The 16,158-nt window shown below is 72.8% G+C and carries 18 protein-coding genes; 7 read left to right on the top strand and 11 right to left on the bottom strand.

Annotated elements, in window-relative coordinates:
* Nucleotides 1-37: 37 nt before the first annotated feature.
* From purL to EXU48_RS22270, 3 genes are all read right to left on the bottom strand, one after another.
* On the bottom strand, nt 38-2,380 hold the full coding sequence (purL, locus tag EXU48_RS22280) for a phosphoribosylformylglycinamidine synthase subunit PurL (RefSeq protein WP_235857206.1): 2,343 nt from the start codon (nt 2,378-2,380) through the stop codon (nt 38-40).
* 40 nt (nt 2,381-2,420) lie between these two features.
* The gene (locus EXU48_RS22275; RefSeq protein WP_235857205.1) at nt 2,421-3,242 is read right to left on the bottom strand and encodes an HAD-IIA family hydrolase; all 822 of its coding nucleotides are present in this window, start codon (nt 3,240-3,242) and stop codon (nt 2,421-2,423) included.
* A gap of 85 nt (nt 3,243-3,327) precedes the next feature.
* Nucleotides 3,328-3,537: a hypothetical protein gene (locus EXU48_RS22270; RefSeq protein WP_133109901.1), complete on the bottom strand. Its 210-nt coding sequence runs from the start codon at nt 3,535-3,537 to the stop codon at nt 3,328-3,330.
* A 151-nt stretch (nt 3,538-3,688) separates the two neighbouring features.
* Between EXU48_RS22270 and EXU48_RS22265 the strand changes: the two genes are divergently transcribed.
* Genes EXU48_RS22265 through EXU48_RS22245 form a run of 5 tightly spaced genes read left to right on the top strand, consistent with a single transcriptional unit; the run spans nt 3,689 to nt 6,033 of the window.
* Nucleotides 3,689-4,198, top strand: coding sequence for a universal stress protein (locus EXU48_RS22265; protein ID WP_133109900.1), 510 nt, complete (start codon nt 3,689-3,691; stop codon nt 4,196-4,198).
* On the top strand, nt 4,195-4,632 hold the full coding sequence (locus tag EXU48_RS22260; protein ID WP_133109899.1) for a fluoride efflux transporter FluC: 438 nt from the start codon (nt 4,195-4,197) through the stop codon (nt 4,630-4,632). The genes EXU48_RS22265 and EXU48_RS22260 overlap by 4 nt, the downstream gene beginning before the upstream one ends.
* Nucleotides 4,629-5,015: a fluoride efflux transporter FluC gene (locus EXU48_RS22255; protein WP_235857204.1), complete on the top strand. Its 387-nt coding sequence runs from the start codon at nt 4,629-4,631 to the stop codon at nt 5,013-5,015. Before EXU48_RS22260 ends, EXU48_RS22255 begins: the two co-directional genes overlap by 4 nt.
* Before the next feature lie 7 nt (nt 5,016-5,022).
* The gene (locus EXU48_RS22250) at nt 5,023-5,469 is read left to right on the top strand and encodes a spore germination protein GerW family protein (protein ID WP_133109898.1); all 447 of its coding nucleotides are present in this window, start codon (nt 5,023-5,025) and stop codon (nt 5,467-5,469) included.
* A gap of 6 nt (nt 5,470-5,475) precedes the next feature.
* Entirely contained in the window at nt 5,476-6,033 is a 558-nt protein-coding gene (locus EXU48_RS22245) for a pyridoxamine 5'-phosphate oxidase family protein (RefSeq protein WP_133109897.1), read from the top strand.
* Between the two features lie 34 nt (nt 6,034-6,067).
* On the opposite strand, the gene EXU48_RS22240 is transcribed toward EXU48_RS22245, so the two are convergent.
* The 8 genes from EXU48_RS22240 to EXU48_RS22205 all read right to left on the bottom strand — a co-directional run bounded on the left by EXU48_RS22240 (nt 6,068) and on the right by EXU48_RS22205 (nt 14,202).
* Nucleotides 6,068-7,555 (bottom strand): gluconokinase, encoded by a 1,488-nt coding sequence (locus EXU48_RS22240; RefSeq protein ID WP_133109896.1) that lies wholly within the window; start codon nt 7,553-7,555, stop codon nt 6,068-6,070.
* Between the two features lie 35 nt (nt 7,556-7,590).
* The gene (locus EXU48_RS22235; protein WP_133109895.1) at nt 7,591-8,601 is read right to left on the bottom strand and encodes a GDSL-type esterase/lipase family protein; all 1,011 of its coding nucleotides are present in this window, start codon (nt 8,599-8,601) and stop codon (nt 7,591-7,593) included.
* A gap of 20 nt (nt 8,602-8,621) precedes the next feature.
* A complete protein-coding gene (locus tag EXU48_RS22230; protein ID WP_133109894.1) occupies nt 8,622-9,488 on the bottom strand; it encodes an aminoglycoside phosphotransferase family protein in 867 nt (288 codons plus the stop codon).
* The gene (locus EXU48_RS22225; protein WP_133109893.1) at nt 9,481-10,671 is read right to left on the bottom strand and encodes an aminotransferase class I/II-fold pyridoxal phosphate-dependent enzyme; all 1,191 of its coding nucleotides are present in this window, start codon (nt 10,669-10,671) and stop codon (nt 9,481-9,483) included. The genes EXU48_RS22230 and EXU48_RS22225 overlap by 8 nt, the downstream gene beginning before the upstream one ends.
* A gap of 310 nt (nt 10,672-10,981) precedes the next feature.
* The gene (locus EXU48_RS22220) at nt 10,982-12,037 is read right to left on the bottom strand and encodes an Rv2578c family radical SAM protein (RefSeq protein ID WP_133109892.1); all 1,056 of its coding nucleotides are present in this window, start codon (nt 12,035-12,037) and stop codon (nt 10,982-10,984) included.
* A gap of 52 nt (nt 12,038-12,089) precedes the next feature.
* Nucleotides 12,090-12,920 carry an alpha/beta fold hydrolase gene (locus EXU48_RS22215; protein WP_235857216.1) on the bottom strand — a complete coding sequence of 277 codons (831 nt, stop codon included), beginning with the start codon at nt 12,918-12,920 and terminating at the stop codon, nt 12,090-12,092.
* A 26-nt stretch (nt 12,921-12,946) separates the two neighbouring features.
* Complete coding sequence (locus EXU48_RS22210) at nt 12,947-13,243, bottom strand: cupin domain-containing protein (protein WP_133109890.1); 297 nt, start codon at nt 13,241-13,243, stop codon at nt 12,947-12,949.
* 29 nt (nt 13,244-13,272) lie between these two features.
* Nucleotides 13,273-14,202 (bottom strand): helix-turn-helix transcriptional regulator, encoded by a 930-nt coding sequence (locus EXU48_RS22205; protein WP_133109889.1) that lies wholly within the window; start codon nt 14,200-14,202, stop codon nt 13,273-13,275.
* Between the two features lie 174 nt (nt 14,203-14,376).
* Between EXU48_RS22205 and EXU48_RS22200 the strand changes: the two genes are divergently transcribed.
* Both EXU48_RS22200 and EXU48_RS22195 read left to right on the top strand, forming a co-directional pair.
* Nucleotides 14,377-15,414, top strand: coding sequence for a zinc-binding dehydrogenase (locus EXU48_RS22200; protein WP_207947865.1), 1,038 nt, complete (start codon nt 14,377-14,379; stop codon nt 15,412-15,414).
* Complete coding sequence (locus EXU48_RS22195; RefSeq protein ID WP_133109888.1) at nt 15,411-16,145, top strand: carboxymuconolactone decarboxylase family protein; 735 nt, start codon at nt 15,411-15,413, stop codon at nt 16,143-16,145. Before EXU48_RS22200 ends, EXU48_RS22195 begins: the two co-directional genes overlap by 4 nt.
* The last annotated feature ends 13 nt before the right edge of the window (nt 16,146-16,158 follow it).

Genomic DNA, 16,158 nt, shown 5'->3' with positions numbered 1-16,158 from the left:
CCTCACCCCGGTCGCAGCGCCGGTTCGCGGTCTGGTCTCAGCCGAAGACGCGCGGCAGCGTGCCCTCATGGGTCTCGCGGAGCTCGTCCAGCCCGATCTCGAAGGCGCCGTCGAGCACCAGGCCCGCTCCTCCGTCGAGGGTCTGCCCCAGGTGCAGCAGCGGCACGTTGTGCGTCGCGGCGAGCGCCTCGAACGCGGCCACGTTCGCCGGCTCGACGGCCACCAGGGCCCGGGCCCCGGACTCCGAGAAGAGCGCGGTCGCGGCGTCGATCTCGTCCCGGGGCATGAGCTCGGCCAGCGACACCCGGGCGCCGACGCCGTAGCGCAGCACTGCGTCCGTGAGCGCCTGGGCGAGGCCGCCCGCGGACAGGTCGTGCGCGGCGGCGGCCAGGGACTGCCGGGCGGCGTCGATGAGCACCTGGGCGAGGGCGCGCTCGGCGTCCAGGTCCACCACCGGCGGGTGGCCGCCCAGGTGGTCGTGGACCACCCCGGCCCAGACCGAACCGGAGAGTTCGGTGCGGGTGGTCCCGAGCAGGTAGACGAACTGGCCATGCGCTGACCAGCCGGACGGCGTGACCCGGGCGACGTCTTCGAGGACGCCGAGCACACCGACCACCGGGGTCGGGTTGATCGAGGCGTCGATGTGCCCCTGACCGACCTCGCCGGCGAGGGTGGAGTTGTACAGGGAGACATTGCCGCCGGTGACCGGCACCCCGAGCTCCACGCAGGCGTCGGCCAGCCCGGTGATGGCCTCGACGAGCTGCCACATCGCGTCGGGGTCCTCGGGCGAGCCGAAGTTCAGGCAGTCGGTGACCGCGAGCGGCGTGGCCCCCACGGTGGCGACGTTCCGGTAGGCCTCGGCGAGGGCCTGCTGGGCGCCGGTGTACGGGTCGAGCTTGGTGAAGCGGCCGTTCGCGTCGGTGCTCAGGGCGACGCCGAGCCCGCTCGCCTCGTCCACCCGGACCACGCCGGCGTCGTCGGGCTGGGCCAGGGCGGTGTTGCCCTGCACGTACCGGTCGTACTGGTCGGTGACCCACGCCTTGGAGGCGAGGTTCGGCGAGCCGATCAGCGCGAGCACCTGCGAGCGCAGGTCCTCGGGCGTGGTGGGCCGGGGCAGCGTCGCGGCGTCGTCGGCGTTCAGCGCGTCCTGCCAGACCGGCCGCTCGTAGGGCCGGTCGTAGACGGGGCCGTCGTGGGCGACCGTGCGGGGGTCGACGTCCACGATCCGGTGCCCGTCGTGGTCGATGGTCAGCCGCCCGGTGCCGGTGACCTCGCCGATGACCGACGTCTCCACGTCCCACTTCGCGGTGATCGCGAGGAACTCGTCCAGCTTCTCCGGGGAGACCACGGCCATCATGCGTTCCTGCGACTCGCTCATCAGGATCTCGCCCGCGGTCAGGGAGGGGTCGCGCAGCAGCACGTTCTCGAGGTCCACGTGCATGCCGCCGTCGCCGTTGGAGGCGAGCTCGGACGTGGCGCAGGAGATCCCCGCGGCGCCCAGGTCCTGGATGCCCTCGACCACGCGCGCCGCGTAGAGCTCGAGGCAGCACTCGATGAGCACCTTCTCCATGAACGGGTCGCCCACCTGCACGCTCGGCCGCTTCGAGGGCTTGTCCGCGTCGAAGGTCTCCGAGGCGAGGATCGAGGCCCCGCCGATACCATCGCCGCCGGTGCGGGCGCCGAACAGGACCACCTTGTTGCCGACACCCTCGGCGTTGGCGAGGTGGATGTCCTCGTGCCGCAGCACGCCGAGGCAGAGCGCGTTGACGAGAGGGTTGCGCTGGTAGGAGGCGTCGAACTCGACCTCGCCGCCGATGTTCGGCAGGCCGAGGCTGTTCCCGTAGCCACCGACCCCGGAGACCACCCCGTGCACCACCCGCTGGGTGTCCGGGTGGCCGATCGCCCCGAACCGGAGCTGGTCCATCACGGCGACCGGGCGGGCGCCCATCGAGATGATGTCCCGGACGATGCCGCCGACGCCGGTGGCGGCGCCCTGATATGGCTCCACGTAGCTCGGGTGGTTGTGGGACTCGACCTTGAACGTGACCGCCCAGCCGTCGCCGATGTCCACCACGCCGGCGTTCTGGCCGATGCCGACGAGCAGGTGCTTGCGCATCTCGTCGGTGGTCTTGTCCCCGAACTGGGACAGGTGCCGCTTGGAGGACTTGTAGGAGCAGTGCTCAGACCACATCACCGAATACATGGCCAGCTCCGCGGCCGTGGGGCGCCGGCCGAGGATGTCGCGGATGCGCGCGTACTCGTCGTCCTTCAGGCCGAGCTCGGCGTACGGGAGGTCGACGTCGGGGGTCGCGGCGGCGTTCTCGACGGTGTCGGTACCGACTGGGCTGTGGGTGCTGCCGGCGGCGGGCGCGTTGGTCACGATGGTCCTCACGGAAGGCGCAGGGGGATCTGGGCCAAATCTACCCGGGCACGAGCGCATCGATGCGGTCGAGGACATACGTCGGACGCTCCCGCGGCGGCAACGCCGCCGCCTCGGCCTCCGTGGAGTCCCCGGTGAGCACCAGGGCCGAGGCCATACCGCCGTCGACCGCCATCTTGATGTCCGTGGCGAGCCGGTCGCCGACCATCAGCGCCCGCTCGGGCGGCACGTCCAGGCCGGCGAGGGCGACCTCGACCATTGCCGGGTCCGGCTTGCCGAAGTGACGTTCGCAGGTCGCGCCCGTGGTCGCCTCGATCGCGGCCACGATGCCGGCCGCGTCGGGCTCGCCGCGCCCGCCGGGGAAAGGGCAGTACCGGTCCGGGTTCGTGGCCATCAGCCGGGCCCTCTTGTGGAACCAGAGGGCGTCGAACGCGATCTGCAGCTTGGCGTAGTCGAACGTGCGGTCGTAGCTGGCCAGCACGATGTCGATCCGGGCCGGGTCGTCGGAGGTGGGGATCCCGGCGGCGTGCAGCGCGTCCACGACCGGCCGTTCGGCGATCGGGAAGACGACGGCGCCCGGTGCGTTCGCGCGCAGCCACCGGGTGGTCGTGACGACCGTGTTCGCGATCTCCTCGACCGGGGTGGGCAGGCCGAGGCGCGCCAACTTCTCCGCGTAGGCGGCCGGGTCCTTCGTCGGGTTGTTGGACAGGAACCGCACCGGTCGTCCGAGCTCACGCAGGCGCTCGACGAGTTCCTTCGCACCCGGCAGGAGCTCGTCGCCGAGGTAGATGGTCCCGTCCATGTCGAAGACGTACGCGTCGAAGGTCTCGATCGGGCGGTCGTTGCGGTCGGCCTGCGGCACGGGCGCTCCTCGGTGGCATGCGGTCGGTGGCGGGGACCATCATGCCCGGCGCGCACCCCGGGCCGCGCAATCCGGGGCGGGGCGCTCAGACCTCCGGGTCGTCGGGGCTCGAGACCTGCACGTCCGCAGCGGTGTCATCGGCGCCGCCCGCAGCCGGGCCGGTCTGCGCGGGGTCGGCGACGTCCTCAGCGGCGTCGCTCGCCTCGGTGGCTTCATCGGCCGACTGTGCCTCGGGTGCCTCGGGTGCTTCGGGGACGGCGTCCACCTCGACGCCCTCGCGTACGTGACGTCCCATCGTGCCTACATCCCTCCCACATCCGGTCCACGGCGGACCTGTGGGAAACCATCATCCGCCGCGACGGGGTTTCCGCAACCAGACCGGGCCGAGTGTGATCGGCGCCACCATGGGTCGCGCGTAGAGTGGCGCCCGGCGGAGGGAGCAGCACGTGAGGACGTCACGCCCATGGTCGGGGGATGCGCCGGAGCATCCGCTCGTGGTCGGCGTCGAGCCGGATCAGACACCGCAGGTGCCGACCCGTGCCGCCGAGATCGCCGCCACGATGGGCACCGGACTGCTGTGCACGTGGGTCGACGGCACGCAGATCGCCGCCTCCGAGGGGCTCGTCGGCATCGACGGGACGCTGCCGACCGTGCCGCTGGACCCGGACCGCGCGGACGACGACGACACGGTCGAGCTCCTCGTGGCCCGTCTCACCGGCGTGCTCGCTCCGACCGGCGTGCCCTGGGCGCTGGAGTACCGGATCGGCGAGGTCACCCGGGGCCTGGCGGTCGCCGCCGCGGAGCACGGTGCGTCGATGATCGTGGTCGGCACCCGCCGCCCCGGCTTCGGCGGCTGGATGAACGAGCTGATCGGTGGGTCGGTCGCGGGTCACCTCGCGCACACCCAGGACGTTCCGGTGCTGGTGATCCCGGCGAAGCACGACGGCGCCCGGTGAGCCGCCCGGCACACCGCGACCCACGGTTCCTCGCGGTGGTCGCGCTCGGCGGCGCCGCCGGCACCCTGGCCCGTTACGGGCTCGGCCACCTCCTCCCCCACGACGACGGCCTGCCGGTCGCGACCGCCGTCGAGAACCTGCTCGGCGCGTTCGCGCTCGGCCTGCTCCTCGAAGCCCTCGTGCGCCGCGGCGCGGAGACCCGCACCCGGCGGCTGCTACGGCTCGGGCTCGGCACCGGGATGCTCGGCGGGTTCACCACGTTCTCCAGCCTCGCGCTCGAGGTGCAGCAGCTGCTCGCCGACGGGCAGGTCGCGCTCGGCCTCGGCTACGGGCTCGGGAGCGTGGTGCTCGGTCTCGCGGCGTGCCTGGCCGGGGTGGCCCTCGCCGGGGCCCGGCACCGGCGGCGCGCCGCCGGCTCGGGCGGACCAGGATGAGCCCCGTGCTGGTGGCCCTCCTCGTCGGGCTGCTCGGCGGCCTCGGCGCCGCGGCCCGGTTCGCCGTGGACGGGGCGATCCGGGGGCGGTGGTCACGGCTCCTGCCGGTCGCGACGATGATCATCAACGTCACCGGGTCCGTGGTCATCGGGGTGCTCGCCGGTGCCCTGAGCACGGGTGTGATCTCCGCCGACGTGTACACGGTCGCGGCCACCGGCTTCTGCGGCGGGTACACGACCTTCTCGACGGCGATGGTGGAGTCGGTCCGTCTGGTCGCCTCGGGCGATCTGCGCCGGGGTCTGGTGAGCGCGTTCGGGACGTTGCTGCTCACCGTGCTCGCGGCGACCCTGGGCCTCGCCGTCGGGCTCCTGCTGGGGTCATGATGGTGGGATGAATACGAGTGAGGGAACGCCTGATCACGACCAGCACCCGCCGAAGCCGCCCCGCCCACCCCACGGCGACCCGAGGCTGCCCATCGAGGCCGCCCGCGACGCACTCACCGTGAAGCGGGTGTTCGGCGAGGCCTACTCCTCCGACGGCGCCACGGTGATCCCGGTCGCGAAGGTGTACGGCGGCGCGGGCATGGGCTACGGGGACGGCGCCGGGATGGGCCCGTCCGGCGAGGGCGCCCCGCACGCCGAGGGCTCCGGCGGTGGCGGCGGGTTCGGGGTGCTCGCCCGCCCGGCCGGGGTCTACGTGGTCCGCGACGGCAAGGTGTCCTGGCAGCCCGCGCTGGACGTGAACCGGGCGATCCTCGGCGGTCAGATCCTCGGTGCGATCGTCGCGGTCTCGGTGGCGTGTGTGTTGCGCACCCGGCTGCGCCGGCGCCGGGGCTGACGGCGCATGGCCACCTTCTACGACAGCATCGAGCCGAAGCTGTGGCAGTTCATCGAGCGTCAGCAGATGTTCTTCGTCGCGACGGCGGCGGCGGACGGGCGGGTCAACGTCTCCCCGAAGGGTCTGGACACGTTCCGGATCCTCGGCCCGAACCGGGTCGCCTGGCTGAACGGCACCGGCTCCGGGAACGAGACCGCGGCGCACACGGCGCTGAACCCGCGGATCACGGTCATGTTCTGCGCGTTCGAGGGCAAGCCGTGGATCCTGCGCCTGTTCGGAACCACCCGGATGGTGCAGCCGGGCGATGCTGACTGGGACGAGCTGGTCGGCCTGTTCCCGCCGCTGCTCGGCGCCCGGCAGGTCTACGACATCCGGGTCGAGGAGGTGCAGACCTCGTGCGGCTTCGGCGTGCCGTTGTTCGACTTCGTCGGTCAGCGGGACCTGATGCACTCGTGGGCGGACCGACGCGGCGCGGAGGGCCTGGCCCGCTACCAGCGGGACAAGAACGCCAGGTCGATCGACGGTTTCGACGGGCACCTGCCCGCGAGCGTGCTCGAGGCCTGACGGTCTCCGGGGCTGCGGCGGCCGGTCGGCCGGCTCAGCGCACGAGCGCCGCGTACACGTCCTGGTACCGCCGGGCTCGTTCGTCGTAATATCCGCGTCGGGCCGGCACGGGCTCGAACGTCGCACCGATCGTGGGCTCGGAGCGCGGCACGTCCGGCGCGAGCGACTCCAGCGCGATCAGGGCGGTCCCGCGCAGGGTGGTGCGTTTGTTCGTCACGTGCCGCACGTCCGCGTCGAGGCCGTCGGCGACCACCTGCAGCCACGGCGTCAGGTCCGCGGCGACCCGGCCGGCCGCACGGATCTCGTGCGCGTGGGTCCCGGCCGCGCCGGCCAGTTCCTCGGCCACCCGTGCGTAGCTGAGCGCGACACCCTCCATCGCGCCCCGGTAGATCAGCTCGGCGGTGGCCGCGGCGCCCACGTCCGTGATCGTCGCCCGGGCCTGCGCGGCCCAGCCGGTGGAGCGTTCGCCGCTGAGGTACGGCAGCACGGTGGGCGTGGCCGGGTCGGGATCGGCGGCGAGGACGGCGCCGACGTCGTCCGGCACGCGCAGGGTCTGCTCCAGCCAGGTGACCACCCGGCCGACGTCGTTGAGCGCCCCACCGAGCAGGCTGCGGCGGGCGTCGACCCGGTAGCACCAGAGCCCGCTCGGGATGGTCTGCGGGATCTGGTGCAGGAGCACCCGCATCGCCCCGCTGGTGGCGGCCGCGAGCGCGACGGTTCCCTCCGCCGTCGCCCCGACGCCGACGTTCGAGGCGAGCCCGTCCGCGATCACCGGGTACCAGGCCGCCCCGGCCAGCGCGGGCCACCGCTCGGCGACCCGGGCGGACACCTCGCGCACCGGTAGGTCCGGGTCGTGGACCGGGGAGAGCTGGGCCACGTCGATGCCCGAGGTCTCGACCATCCGCTCGTCCCACGCGCCGGTGCGCCGGTCCAGCAGCCCGGTCCAGGCGGCCGCGGCGGTACCGACCACGGCGGTGCCGATGATCCGCAGGTGGACGTATTCGCCCAGGGACATCCAGCGGTCGACGGCGGAGAAGGCCGCCCGGTCGGTCGCGGCCAGCCAGCGCAGCCGGGCGGGCAGGTAGCTGCTGTGCAGCCGGGTGCCGGTGCGCTGCAGCACGTCCTGCTCATCCAGTTCGTCACGAAGCTCGCGGACCTGCGCGGCGCACCGGGAGTCGGCGTAGGTGTAGCAGGGGGTGACCGCCCGCCCCCGGGCGTCGACGCCCACGAGGGAGGCGGAGAACGTGTCGATCGCGACGCCACCGATCCGCCCCCGCAGGTCCGGTGTCGCGAGCAGGTCGAGGATCTGTTCGATCTCGTCGACGACGGCGTCCGGGTCGATCTCGCTGGTGCCGTCCGCGGCCGTGGTGAACGCGTGCGGTACCTTCGCCCTCGGTCCCTCGAGCGGCCGGGCGGCGGCGTCGTAGAGGCCACCGCGGGACGCGGTCGAGCCGACGTCGAGGCCGAGGATCAACGGGTCGATCGCCTCAGCCGGGTCGATCTTGTGGTGCGTCGACGCCATCGCGTGCTCCTTTGCCGTTGCGAGGGATGCCGACGCTAGCGCACGCCGACGAGCCGGGGCAGGTTGACCAGCGCCGGGGCGATCCGCTCCGCCATGAGCCGGTACCCCTCGCCGTCGGGATGCAGGTCGTCGGGGAGCAGGTGGACGTCCTCGGTGCCGATGATGGTCGTCCCGTCGAGCAGGTGCAGGTTCGGATCGTCGGTCGCAAGCATGGCGACCACCTCGGCGATGGCCGTGCGCATCAGCTCCAGGGTGAGCCCGACGGCGTTCGGCGTGCGTTCCCGGGGCGGGCTGACGATCGGGGTCATCACCAGGATCGGCACGTCGGGATGGGCCGCGCGGACCTGCTCCACGAAGCCGGAGATGTGCGCGGCGAACGAACGTGGGCCGAACGTGGCGCCGCCCATGATGTTGATGCCGAGACAGAGGGAGATCACGTCGGCGGGCACGGCGGCGATCGTGCGCGCCGCGATCGGGTCGAGGTGACACTGACCCGAGAACCCCAGGCAGGTCAGGTCCCAGCCGAGCCGGCGCGCCACGAGCGCGGGCCAGGTCTCGCTCGGCCCGAACGCGGCGCCGCACTGGCTGATCGAACTGCCGTAGGTGGTCCACCGGGGCCGTGGCGCCGTCGCCTCGGCGACGTTCGCGCCGACCAGGCCGAGGTCGCCCACCCGGGTGTTGCCGGACTGCGGCAACCAGAGCTCGACGTCGTGTACCCCGGCCGGCAGCGGGAGCCTCACCTCGGCGACCCCCTCGGCGACGTCGACACGGCGGGTGAGTTCGCCGTCGACGATCAGGTCGATCCGGCCCTCGCCGTCGGCATGTTCGAACGGCAGGACGAGTTCGCCCGCGTCGGTGCGCACCTGCGCGCGCACCCCGGCGGCCATCCGGGCGACCCGGATCAGATCGGGCGCGTGTGCGCGGTCGGCCTGCGCGGGCAGCAGCCGCCACGGCTGCCAGAGCCCATCCTCGGCGGCCCAGTCGACGGCGCCGCGCCAGATCGTGCTCTCCATGGACGGGGTCACCCTGACATCCTCAGCAGTCACGGCGCAGAGCCTAGCTGCACTCAGTCCCGTGGCCGCATGCCGCCCGGATCGTGGCTGGTGCCGTCGGCAACGCGGCGGGCGAAGTTACCGAGGGCGAAGTCGCGCAGTTCGGTGTCCCCGGCGAGTTGTGCCGCGGCCGCGACCTGGAGGGACAGCGTGGCCCGATGGTGCATCGCCCGACTCAGCACGGCAGGCTCGGCGATCTCGGCGACCTGAGCGGCTCCGAACTGCCCGATCAGGGGTGCCACGTCGATCGCCGGGTCCGCCCAGGCCGCGTGGTCGAGATCGATCATCCCCGTGACCGAGCGACCCGACCAGAGCAGGTTGTGCATGCCGAAGTCTCCGTGCACGAACGCCGGCGGCACGCCGGCCTCGACGGCGACCACCCGCTCGGTGAGCGCGACCGCCTCGGCCGCGACCGCCGTCGGGAGTTGAGGCGCGAGGTAGTCCGCGACGATCCGGGGCCAGCTCGACCCGCCGCACCAGGCGCGCGGTGGCGAGAGCCCGACGTCGGGGGGTGCGGTCGCGCGCAGCCGTTCGAGCAGGGCCGCGAGCGGCTCGCGCACCCGCGGCCAGGGCGCGTCTGAGGCGACGCCGGGAACGAAGGTGGTCAGGATCCCGGCCGCGCCGCCGGACGTGACGATCTCGCCGAGCGGGCGCGGGGTGGTCACCGGCAGCCCGAGGGCCGCGACCACGTGCAGCGTGCGCACCTCGCGGGCGGTGCGTTCGATGGCGTCGTCGCCGAAGGCGACCCGGGCCACCACGGTCTGCTCGAGAACGGCGATCCGGTGGAACGCGCCGTGCGCGAGGCGCGCGTGCGCCCAGTCATGGCTGGGCCAAGCCCGGGCGGCCCAGTCGCGGACGTCGGGCAGCGGCGGCTCAGCCACCCTGGAACCCGACGATCCGTTCGACCGCCTCGGCGACGGCGTCCGGCCCGGCCGCGAAGGACAGCCGCACGTAGTCGTGCCCGCGCGCCGGGTCGAAGTCGCTGCCCGGGACCGCGGCCACCCCGGCCTCCTCGAGCAGAGCCCGGCACCACGCCGTCGAGTCCGGGTACCGGCCTAGCCGCTCACCGAGCCCGGCGTAGAGGTAGAAGGCGCCGTCCGCGGGGGCGACCGGGCCCCAGCCGAGCCGCGGGACCTGCTCGAGCAGCACCGCGCGGGTGCGCGCGAACGAGGCGACGCGGGCGTCCGCCTGCGCGTAGGAGCTCTCGGTGAACGCCCCGACGGCGGCCCGTTGGGCGGGCGTGGGCGGGCACAGGGCGACGTTCCCGGCGAGGGCGTCGACGGCGGTGCGCAGGTCCGCGGGCACGAGCGCCCAGCCGAGCCGCCATCCGGTCATCCCCCAGTACTTGGAGAACGAGGAGATGACGACGCCGGAACGGTCCAGTTCCCAGGCGCAGACGCCGCGGGAGTCGGGCCCCGTCAACCCCGCCCGGTCGGCCGGGTAGGTGATGCCATGGTAGATCTCGTCGCTGACCAGGCGGACCCCGTTCCCGCGGCACCAGTCGGTCAGCGCGGTGAGCTCGGTGCGGCTGACCATCGTGCCGGTGGGGTTCGCGGGCGAGGCGAGGATCAACCCGTCGAGCGGTCCGGCCCCCTCGAGGAGTTCGGGGGTGGGCTGGAACCGGTGCTCGGGACCGCACTCGACCTGGACCACCTCGCAGCCGAGTGCGGTCAGGATGTTGCGATAGGCGGGATACCCGGGGCTGGCCAGGGCGACCCGGTCGCCGGCGTCGAACGCGGCCAGGAATGCGAGCACGAACGCCCCCGACGAGCCGGTGGTGATCGCGACCTCGTGCGGCTCGACGGCCAGCCCGTACCAGCGCCGGTAATGCCCGGCGACGGCGTCCCGCAGCTCCCGTAGCCCGAGCGCGCTCGTGTAGCCGAGGTCGTCGCCGTTCGCGAACGCGGCTGCGGCGCGGGCGTTCACGTCGATGGGGGCACCGCCGCTGGGCTCGCCGGCGCACAGGGAGATCACGTCCCGACCCTGGGCCCGGAGCCCGGCGACCCGGTCCAGGATGCTCATCACCTCGAACGGGGGGACTTGCGCGCGGTTCGAGACCCTCATCGGATCAGGGTGCCATAGGAGACAACGAGCCCGATGAGCCGACAGTTTGTGCGCTGGCCGGCGCCGGCGCGCCTCCTGGAGCTCACCTCGATGCCAACTGGTGCGCGCGCTGATACGAGACGCCGAGGACCTCCCCCACGTCGCGCAGCGGCACGTCGGCCGCGACCAGGTCACGGGCCAGTGCCCTGGCCAGATCGGAGGCCTCCCGCTCGAGCCGCCCGGCTTCAGCCCGACTCGCCTTGATCTGCGACGGCCAAGTCGAACGTTCGGGCTCACTGACCCGCCGAGATCAGCCGCCTCCAGGAGTCGACTAGAAGAGCGCCAACTGCTCCTGACCCACGCTCGAGACAACACTCGGGACCGAGGAGGCAACGCCGTCGGGCGTGCTCCCGCGCAGGGGGAACTGGCGGTTCTCCCGGCCGGGCCGGGAGACGAAACCGTGCCGGAGCCTGGCGCTCCGCAACCGGCCCGAGAGCCAGGCGCGGTACTCCTGCGAGACGTACGATCCACCCTCGTACAGGACCCGGTAGCGGGGCACCAGGTCCGGGTGGTCGCGGCCGAGCCAGGCCAGGAACCACTCGCGCGCGCCGGGGCGAAGGTGCAGGGCGCCGGCGGTGATCCAGGTGGCGCCGGCCTGCGCGACGGCTCCGAACAGGGCGTCGAGATGGGCGTCGGAGTCGGTCAGCCAGGGCAGGATCGGCATCGCCATCACGGTGCAGTCCAGGCCCGCGTCGGTGATCGCCCGGACCAGGTCGAGCCGGGCCTTCGGGGTGGGGGTGCCCGGCTCGACGCGCTGCTGCAGTTCCGGGTCGGCGAACGCGAGGGACACCCCGACGCCGACCTCGACCCGTTGCGCGGCGTCGACCAGCAGCGGCAGGTCGCGTTTGAGCAGCGGGCCCTTGGTCAGGATCGAGAACGGCGTGTCCGAGGCCGCGAGCGCCTGGATCACGCCGGGCATCAGCCGGTAGCGGCCCTCGGCGCGCATATACGGGTCGGAGTTCGTACCCAGGGCCACGTGCTCGCGCTTCCAGGACGGCCGGCCGAGTTCCTTGCGGAGCACCTCGACGAGGTTCGTCTTGACGATGATCTGGGTGTCGAAGTCGACGCCGGAGTCCAGGTCGAGGTACTCGTGGGTCTTCCGGGCGAAGCAGTAGGTGCACCGGTGCAGGCAGCCCCGGGTCGGGTTGATCGTCCACCCGAACGGCATCTCGGAGACGCCGGGCACCTTGTTCAGGGCGCTGCGGCAGAGCACCTCGTGGAACGTGACACCGGCGAACTCCGGGGTGCGGACGCTACGCACCAGACCCTTGAGCGGCAGCAGGGCCGCGTCGTCGGTCGCCGTGAGTTCCCGCGCTTCCCATCGCATCCACCCATTCGAACATACATTCGACAGCGTGTCGACGCTGCGACACCCGGGGTCACGGGTCGGCGGTCAGCACGATCTCTTCGAGGATCTCGCGCGTGCGCTCCGGCTGCTCCAGCCAGGGCAGGTGACCGGCGCCGTCGACCACGCGCCTACGCGGCCGGTGGGCGTAGGTGGCGAGGTCGCTGACGTTCGCCGCCGGCCGGGGGTCGGCGGTGCCGTGCACGAACGTGATCGGGCACGTCGCGGCGGTCGCCCAGCCGATCTGGTCGGCGTCGCCGAAGGCCATCAGGCTCCGGTTCGCGACGTGGTTGATCGGCATTGGAGCGCGTGCCATCTCCAGCGCGAGGTCGTAGCCGGCGCGCGGGTCGGCGTAGTCGGGTGCCCAGGAGATCCGGCGCCACTCGACCTCCTCGGCGTGGGTGCGGTCACGGCCGTCGAGGTCGGCGAACCGCGACGCCCACGGTGCCCGCCGCCGGTCCCGCTCGGCGCGGTAGGCGGTGCGCCAGTCACCGATGCCGGTGCCGTCGAGGTAGCCGAGCCCGGCCACCCTCTTCGGATGCGTGCCCGCGTAGGCCAGGGCGAGGGTGGCCCCGAACGAGTGCCCGACGACCACGACCCGCTCGTGCCCGAACCGGACCCGCAACTCCTCAAGGTCGGCGACGTAGCGCTGCATGGTCAGCTCCTCGGATGCCGAGGAGCGCCCGCACCCACGCTGGTCGTAGCGGTGCACGGTGCACAGCCCGCCGAGCAGGTGGCCGAGCGGCTCGAGGTAGTCCCACAGACCCGGGCCGCCGTGCACGAGGATCACGGGCGGGCGGCACGAACCCGGCCCGGGAGCCGACACGGTCCACGTGGCCAGGCGGGCGCCGTCGCCCATCGTCATGAACTCCACGACGGGCAGGCTACCGGTCAGCCCGCGGCGTACTGCTCGTCGGTGACGTGCTCGAGCCAGACCGTGGTCTGCTCCGGGTCGTCGGCGCCCTCGGTGATCGCCAGGTGCTCCATGAACCCCGTCGCGCCGGCTCCGTGCCAGTGCTCCTCATCCGGGGCGCAATAGGCCGTCTCGCCGGCCGACACCCGCAGTACCTCACCGTCGCGGGTCCCGGTCAGCGCGACGCCGGACACCACGTGCAGGTACTGCCCGCGGGCGTGGGAGTGCCAGGCGGTGCGCGCCCCGGGCGCGAACCTGACCAGGCCCACCGTCATCCGCTGGTCACCCTCCTGCGGCGTGACGATCAGGTCCAGCCAGACTCCTTCGTCGGGGCAGCGTCGGGGACCGCCTCGGCGGCGGTGAGCATGGTCGCCGCCCAGGAGGCGAGCAGCCTGAGCCCGTCCTCCGACGGCGAGCCCGGGGCCGCGGTGTAGACATTCATCTGCAGGCCGTGGTCCGCGGGCAGCGGCAGGGCCTCGTAGTCGAGTTCGAGGCGCCCGACGGCGGGGTGGTGGAACACCTTCGTCCCACTCAGGTGCAGGCGTACGTCGTGCGAGGCCCACAGGCGGACGAAGTCCTCACTGCGGGTGGACAGTTCCCCGACGAGTTGGGTCAGGTCCCGGTCGTAGGGGTTGCGTCCCGCTTCGGCACGCAGGATGGCGACGGCGTCATGTGCCGTCTTCTGCCACCGCTCGCCCCAGAACTTCTGGGCGCCGGCCGGGTCGAGGAAGTGGAACCGTGCGGTGTTGACCGGCTCGTTCGCCTCGCGCGCGGGCGAGTCGTACATCGGCGCGTACAGGGCTCGGCCGAGCAGGTTCATGCCGAGCACATCGAGCCGACCGTTACGCACGAACGCCGGCGTCGCCACCATCGAGTCCAGGACCCGCTGGACCGACGGCCGCAGCGTCGGCGCCGGGGTCCGGCGGGCACGTGAGCGAGCCGCGCCCGAAGCGCTCGCGGCCCGGGCCAGGTCGAACAGGTGCAGCCGTTCGGCATCGTCGAGCTGCAGAGCCTCGGCCAGGGCCTCGAGCACCTCCTCGGACACACCCCCGAGGTTCCCCCGCTCCAGCCGCGTGTAGTAGTCCACGCTCACGCCGGCGAGCATCGCGACCTCCTCGCGGCGCAACCCCGGCACTCGGCGGTTGCCACCGTAGGCGGGCAGCCCGGCACGGTCCGGCGTGATCCGGGCCCGCCGGGTCGCCAGGAACTCCCGGGTCTCGGCCTTCAGGTCCATGGGTATGACGGTACGACCGGGAGCGGCCGGAAGGGAGGTCCTGCCGGTACCTGGAACACCAGGAACTCCCACGGGCGGACGCCCGGGTGTGTCATGGATGCCATGACCCCAGCCCCCACCCCTCGCGCTCAACGACGCCGTGGCGATGCACGACCACGAGAGACACCCCCGCTGATGCGAGCAGCAGTCATGTTCGGCGCCGGCGACGTCCGCGTCGTCGACGTCCCCGAACCCAGCATCTTCGAACCGACCGACGCGATCGTCCGGGTCACCCTGGCCTGCGTCTGCGGCTCGGACCTCCATCCGTACCACTCGATGCCCGCGGACGAGACCGGAAAGCCGATGGGCCACGAGTTCATCGGCGTCGTCGATCAGGTCGGCGCCGACGTGCGCGACCTGGCGCCCGGCGACCTGGTGATCTCCCCGTTCGCCTGGGCCGACAACACCTGCCCGATCTGCCGGGACGGCTTCCACACCGCCTGCCCGCACGGCGGCTTCTACGGGAACTGGGACACCGGCGGCGCCCAGGCCGAGAAGATCCGTGTCCCCCAGGCCGCCGGCACCCTCGTGAAGCTGCCCCCCGCCGTCGACGAGGATCTCCTGCCCGCGCTGCTGACGCTCGCCGACGTCTACCTGACCGGTTACCACGCCGCGTTCATGGCCCGGGTGAGCCCGGGCCAGACCGTGACCGTGATCGGGGACGGCGCGGTCGGATTGTCCGCGGTCCTGGCCGCCAAGCAGATGGGCGCCGCGCGGATCATCCTGATGGGCCGACACACCGCGCGCACCGACCTCGGACGGGAATGGGGCGCGACCGACGTCGTCGCCGAGCGCGGCGAGGAGGGCATCGCGAGGGTCGTCGAACTGACCGGCGGCGAGGGCAGCCACGTCGTTCTCGAGGCCGTGGGACTGATGCCCGCCTACGAGCAGGCCTACGGCGTGCTCCGCCCCGGCGGGGTCATCTCCCGGGTCGGCGTGCCCCAGTACGAGGACGCCCCGGTCGGGTTCGGATCGCTGTTCGGCAAGAACGCGACCCTCAACGGTGGCCCCGCACCCGTGCGGGCCTACCTCGAGGACGCCCTGGTCCGGGTGCTCGACGGGCGCCTGGATCCCGGCGCCGTCTTCGACGCGGAGACCTCGCTCGAGGACATCGCCGAGGCCTACAGGCTGATGGACTCCCGCGAGGCGCTCAAGGTACTGGTGCGCCCATGACTCCCACCGACCTCCGCGACGAGCTCGCCGGCACCGACCCCGACCTGCTCGCGATCACCCAGCCGTTCGCGCTCGAGGTCCAGCGTGACGCGCCGCTGCCCACCACGACCAGGGCGATCGTGGAACTCGGTGCCCTGATCGCCGTCGGCGCCTGGCGTCACCTCCGGCTGCGGCTGGCGCAGGCGCTGCACGACGGCGTCCCCGCCGTCGTGATCAAGGAGGTCACCTACCAGGCCGTCCCCTACGTGGGCCTCGGTCGGGCTCACGAGGCGGTCGCCGTCGTCAACGAGGTCCTCCTCGCGCATGACGTCACCCTGCCGCTGCCCGGGCAGGCGACCACGACCGCCGCGGACCGCGCCGAGCTCGGTCTCCGGGTCCAGAAACGCCTCGTCGGTGACGACGCCGTGGACGCCATGTACGCCGGCGCACCGGCCGACACCGCCCACATCCAGCGGTACCTGTCCGCGCACTGCTTCGGCGACCACTACACCCGCGACGGCATCGGCCTGCCCGACCGGGAACTGCTCACCCTCGCGATCCTGGTCGCCCTCGGCGGCGCGGACCCGCAGGTCGCGGCACACGTGCGGGCGAACCTGCGGGTCGGCAACGATCGTGCGCTGATGATCGCCGTCCTCACCCAGTTGTTGCCCCTGGTGGGCTACCCGCGCGCGCTCAACGCGTTGCGCGCGCTCGACCAGGTCGCGCCCGCGACCGGTACGGAGGAGACATGACCGGTTGGAGCCC

The sequence above is a fragment of the Occultella glacieicola genome (assembly GCF_004353825.1).
Lineage (GTDB): Bacteria > Actinomycetota > Actinomycetes > Actinomycetales > Beutenbergiaceae > Occultella > Occultella glacieicola.
This window is presented reverse-complemented; position numbering and strand designations above follow the sequence as displayed.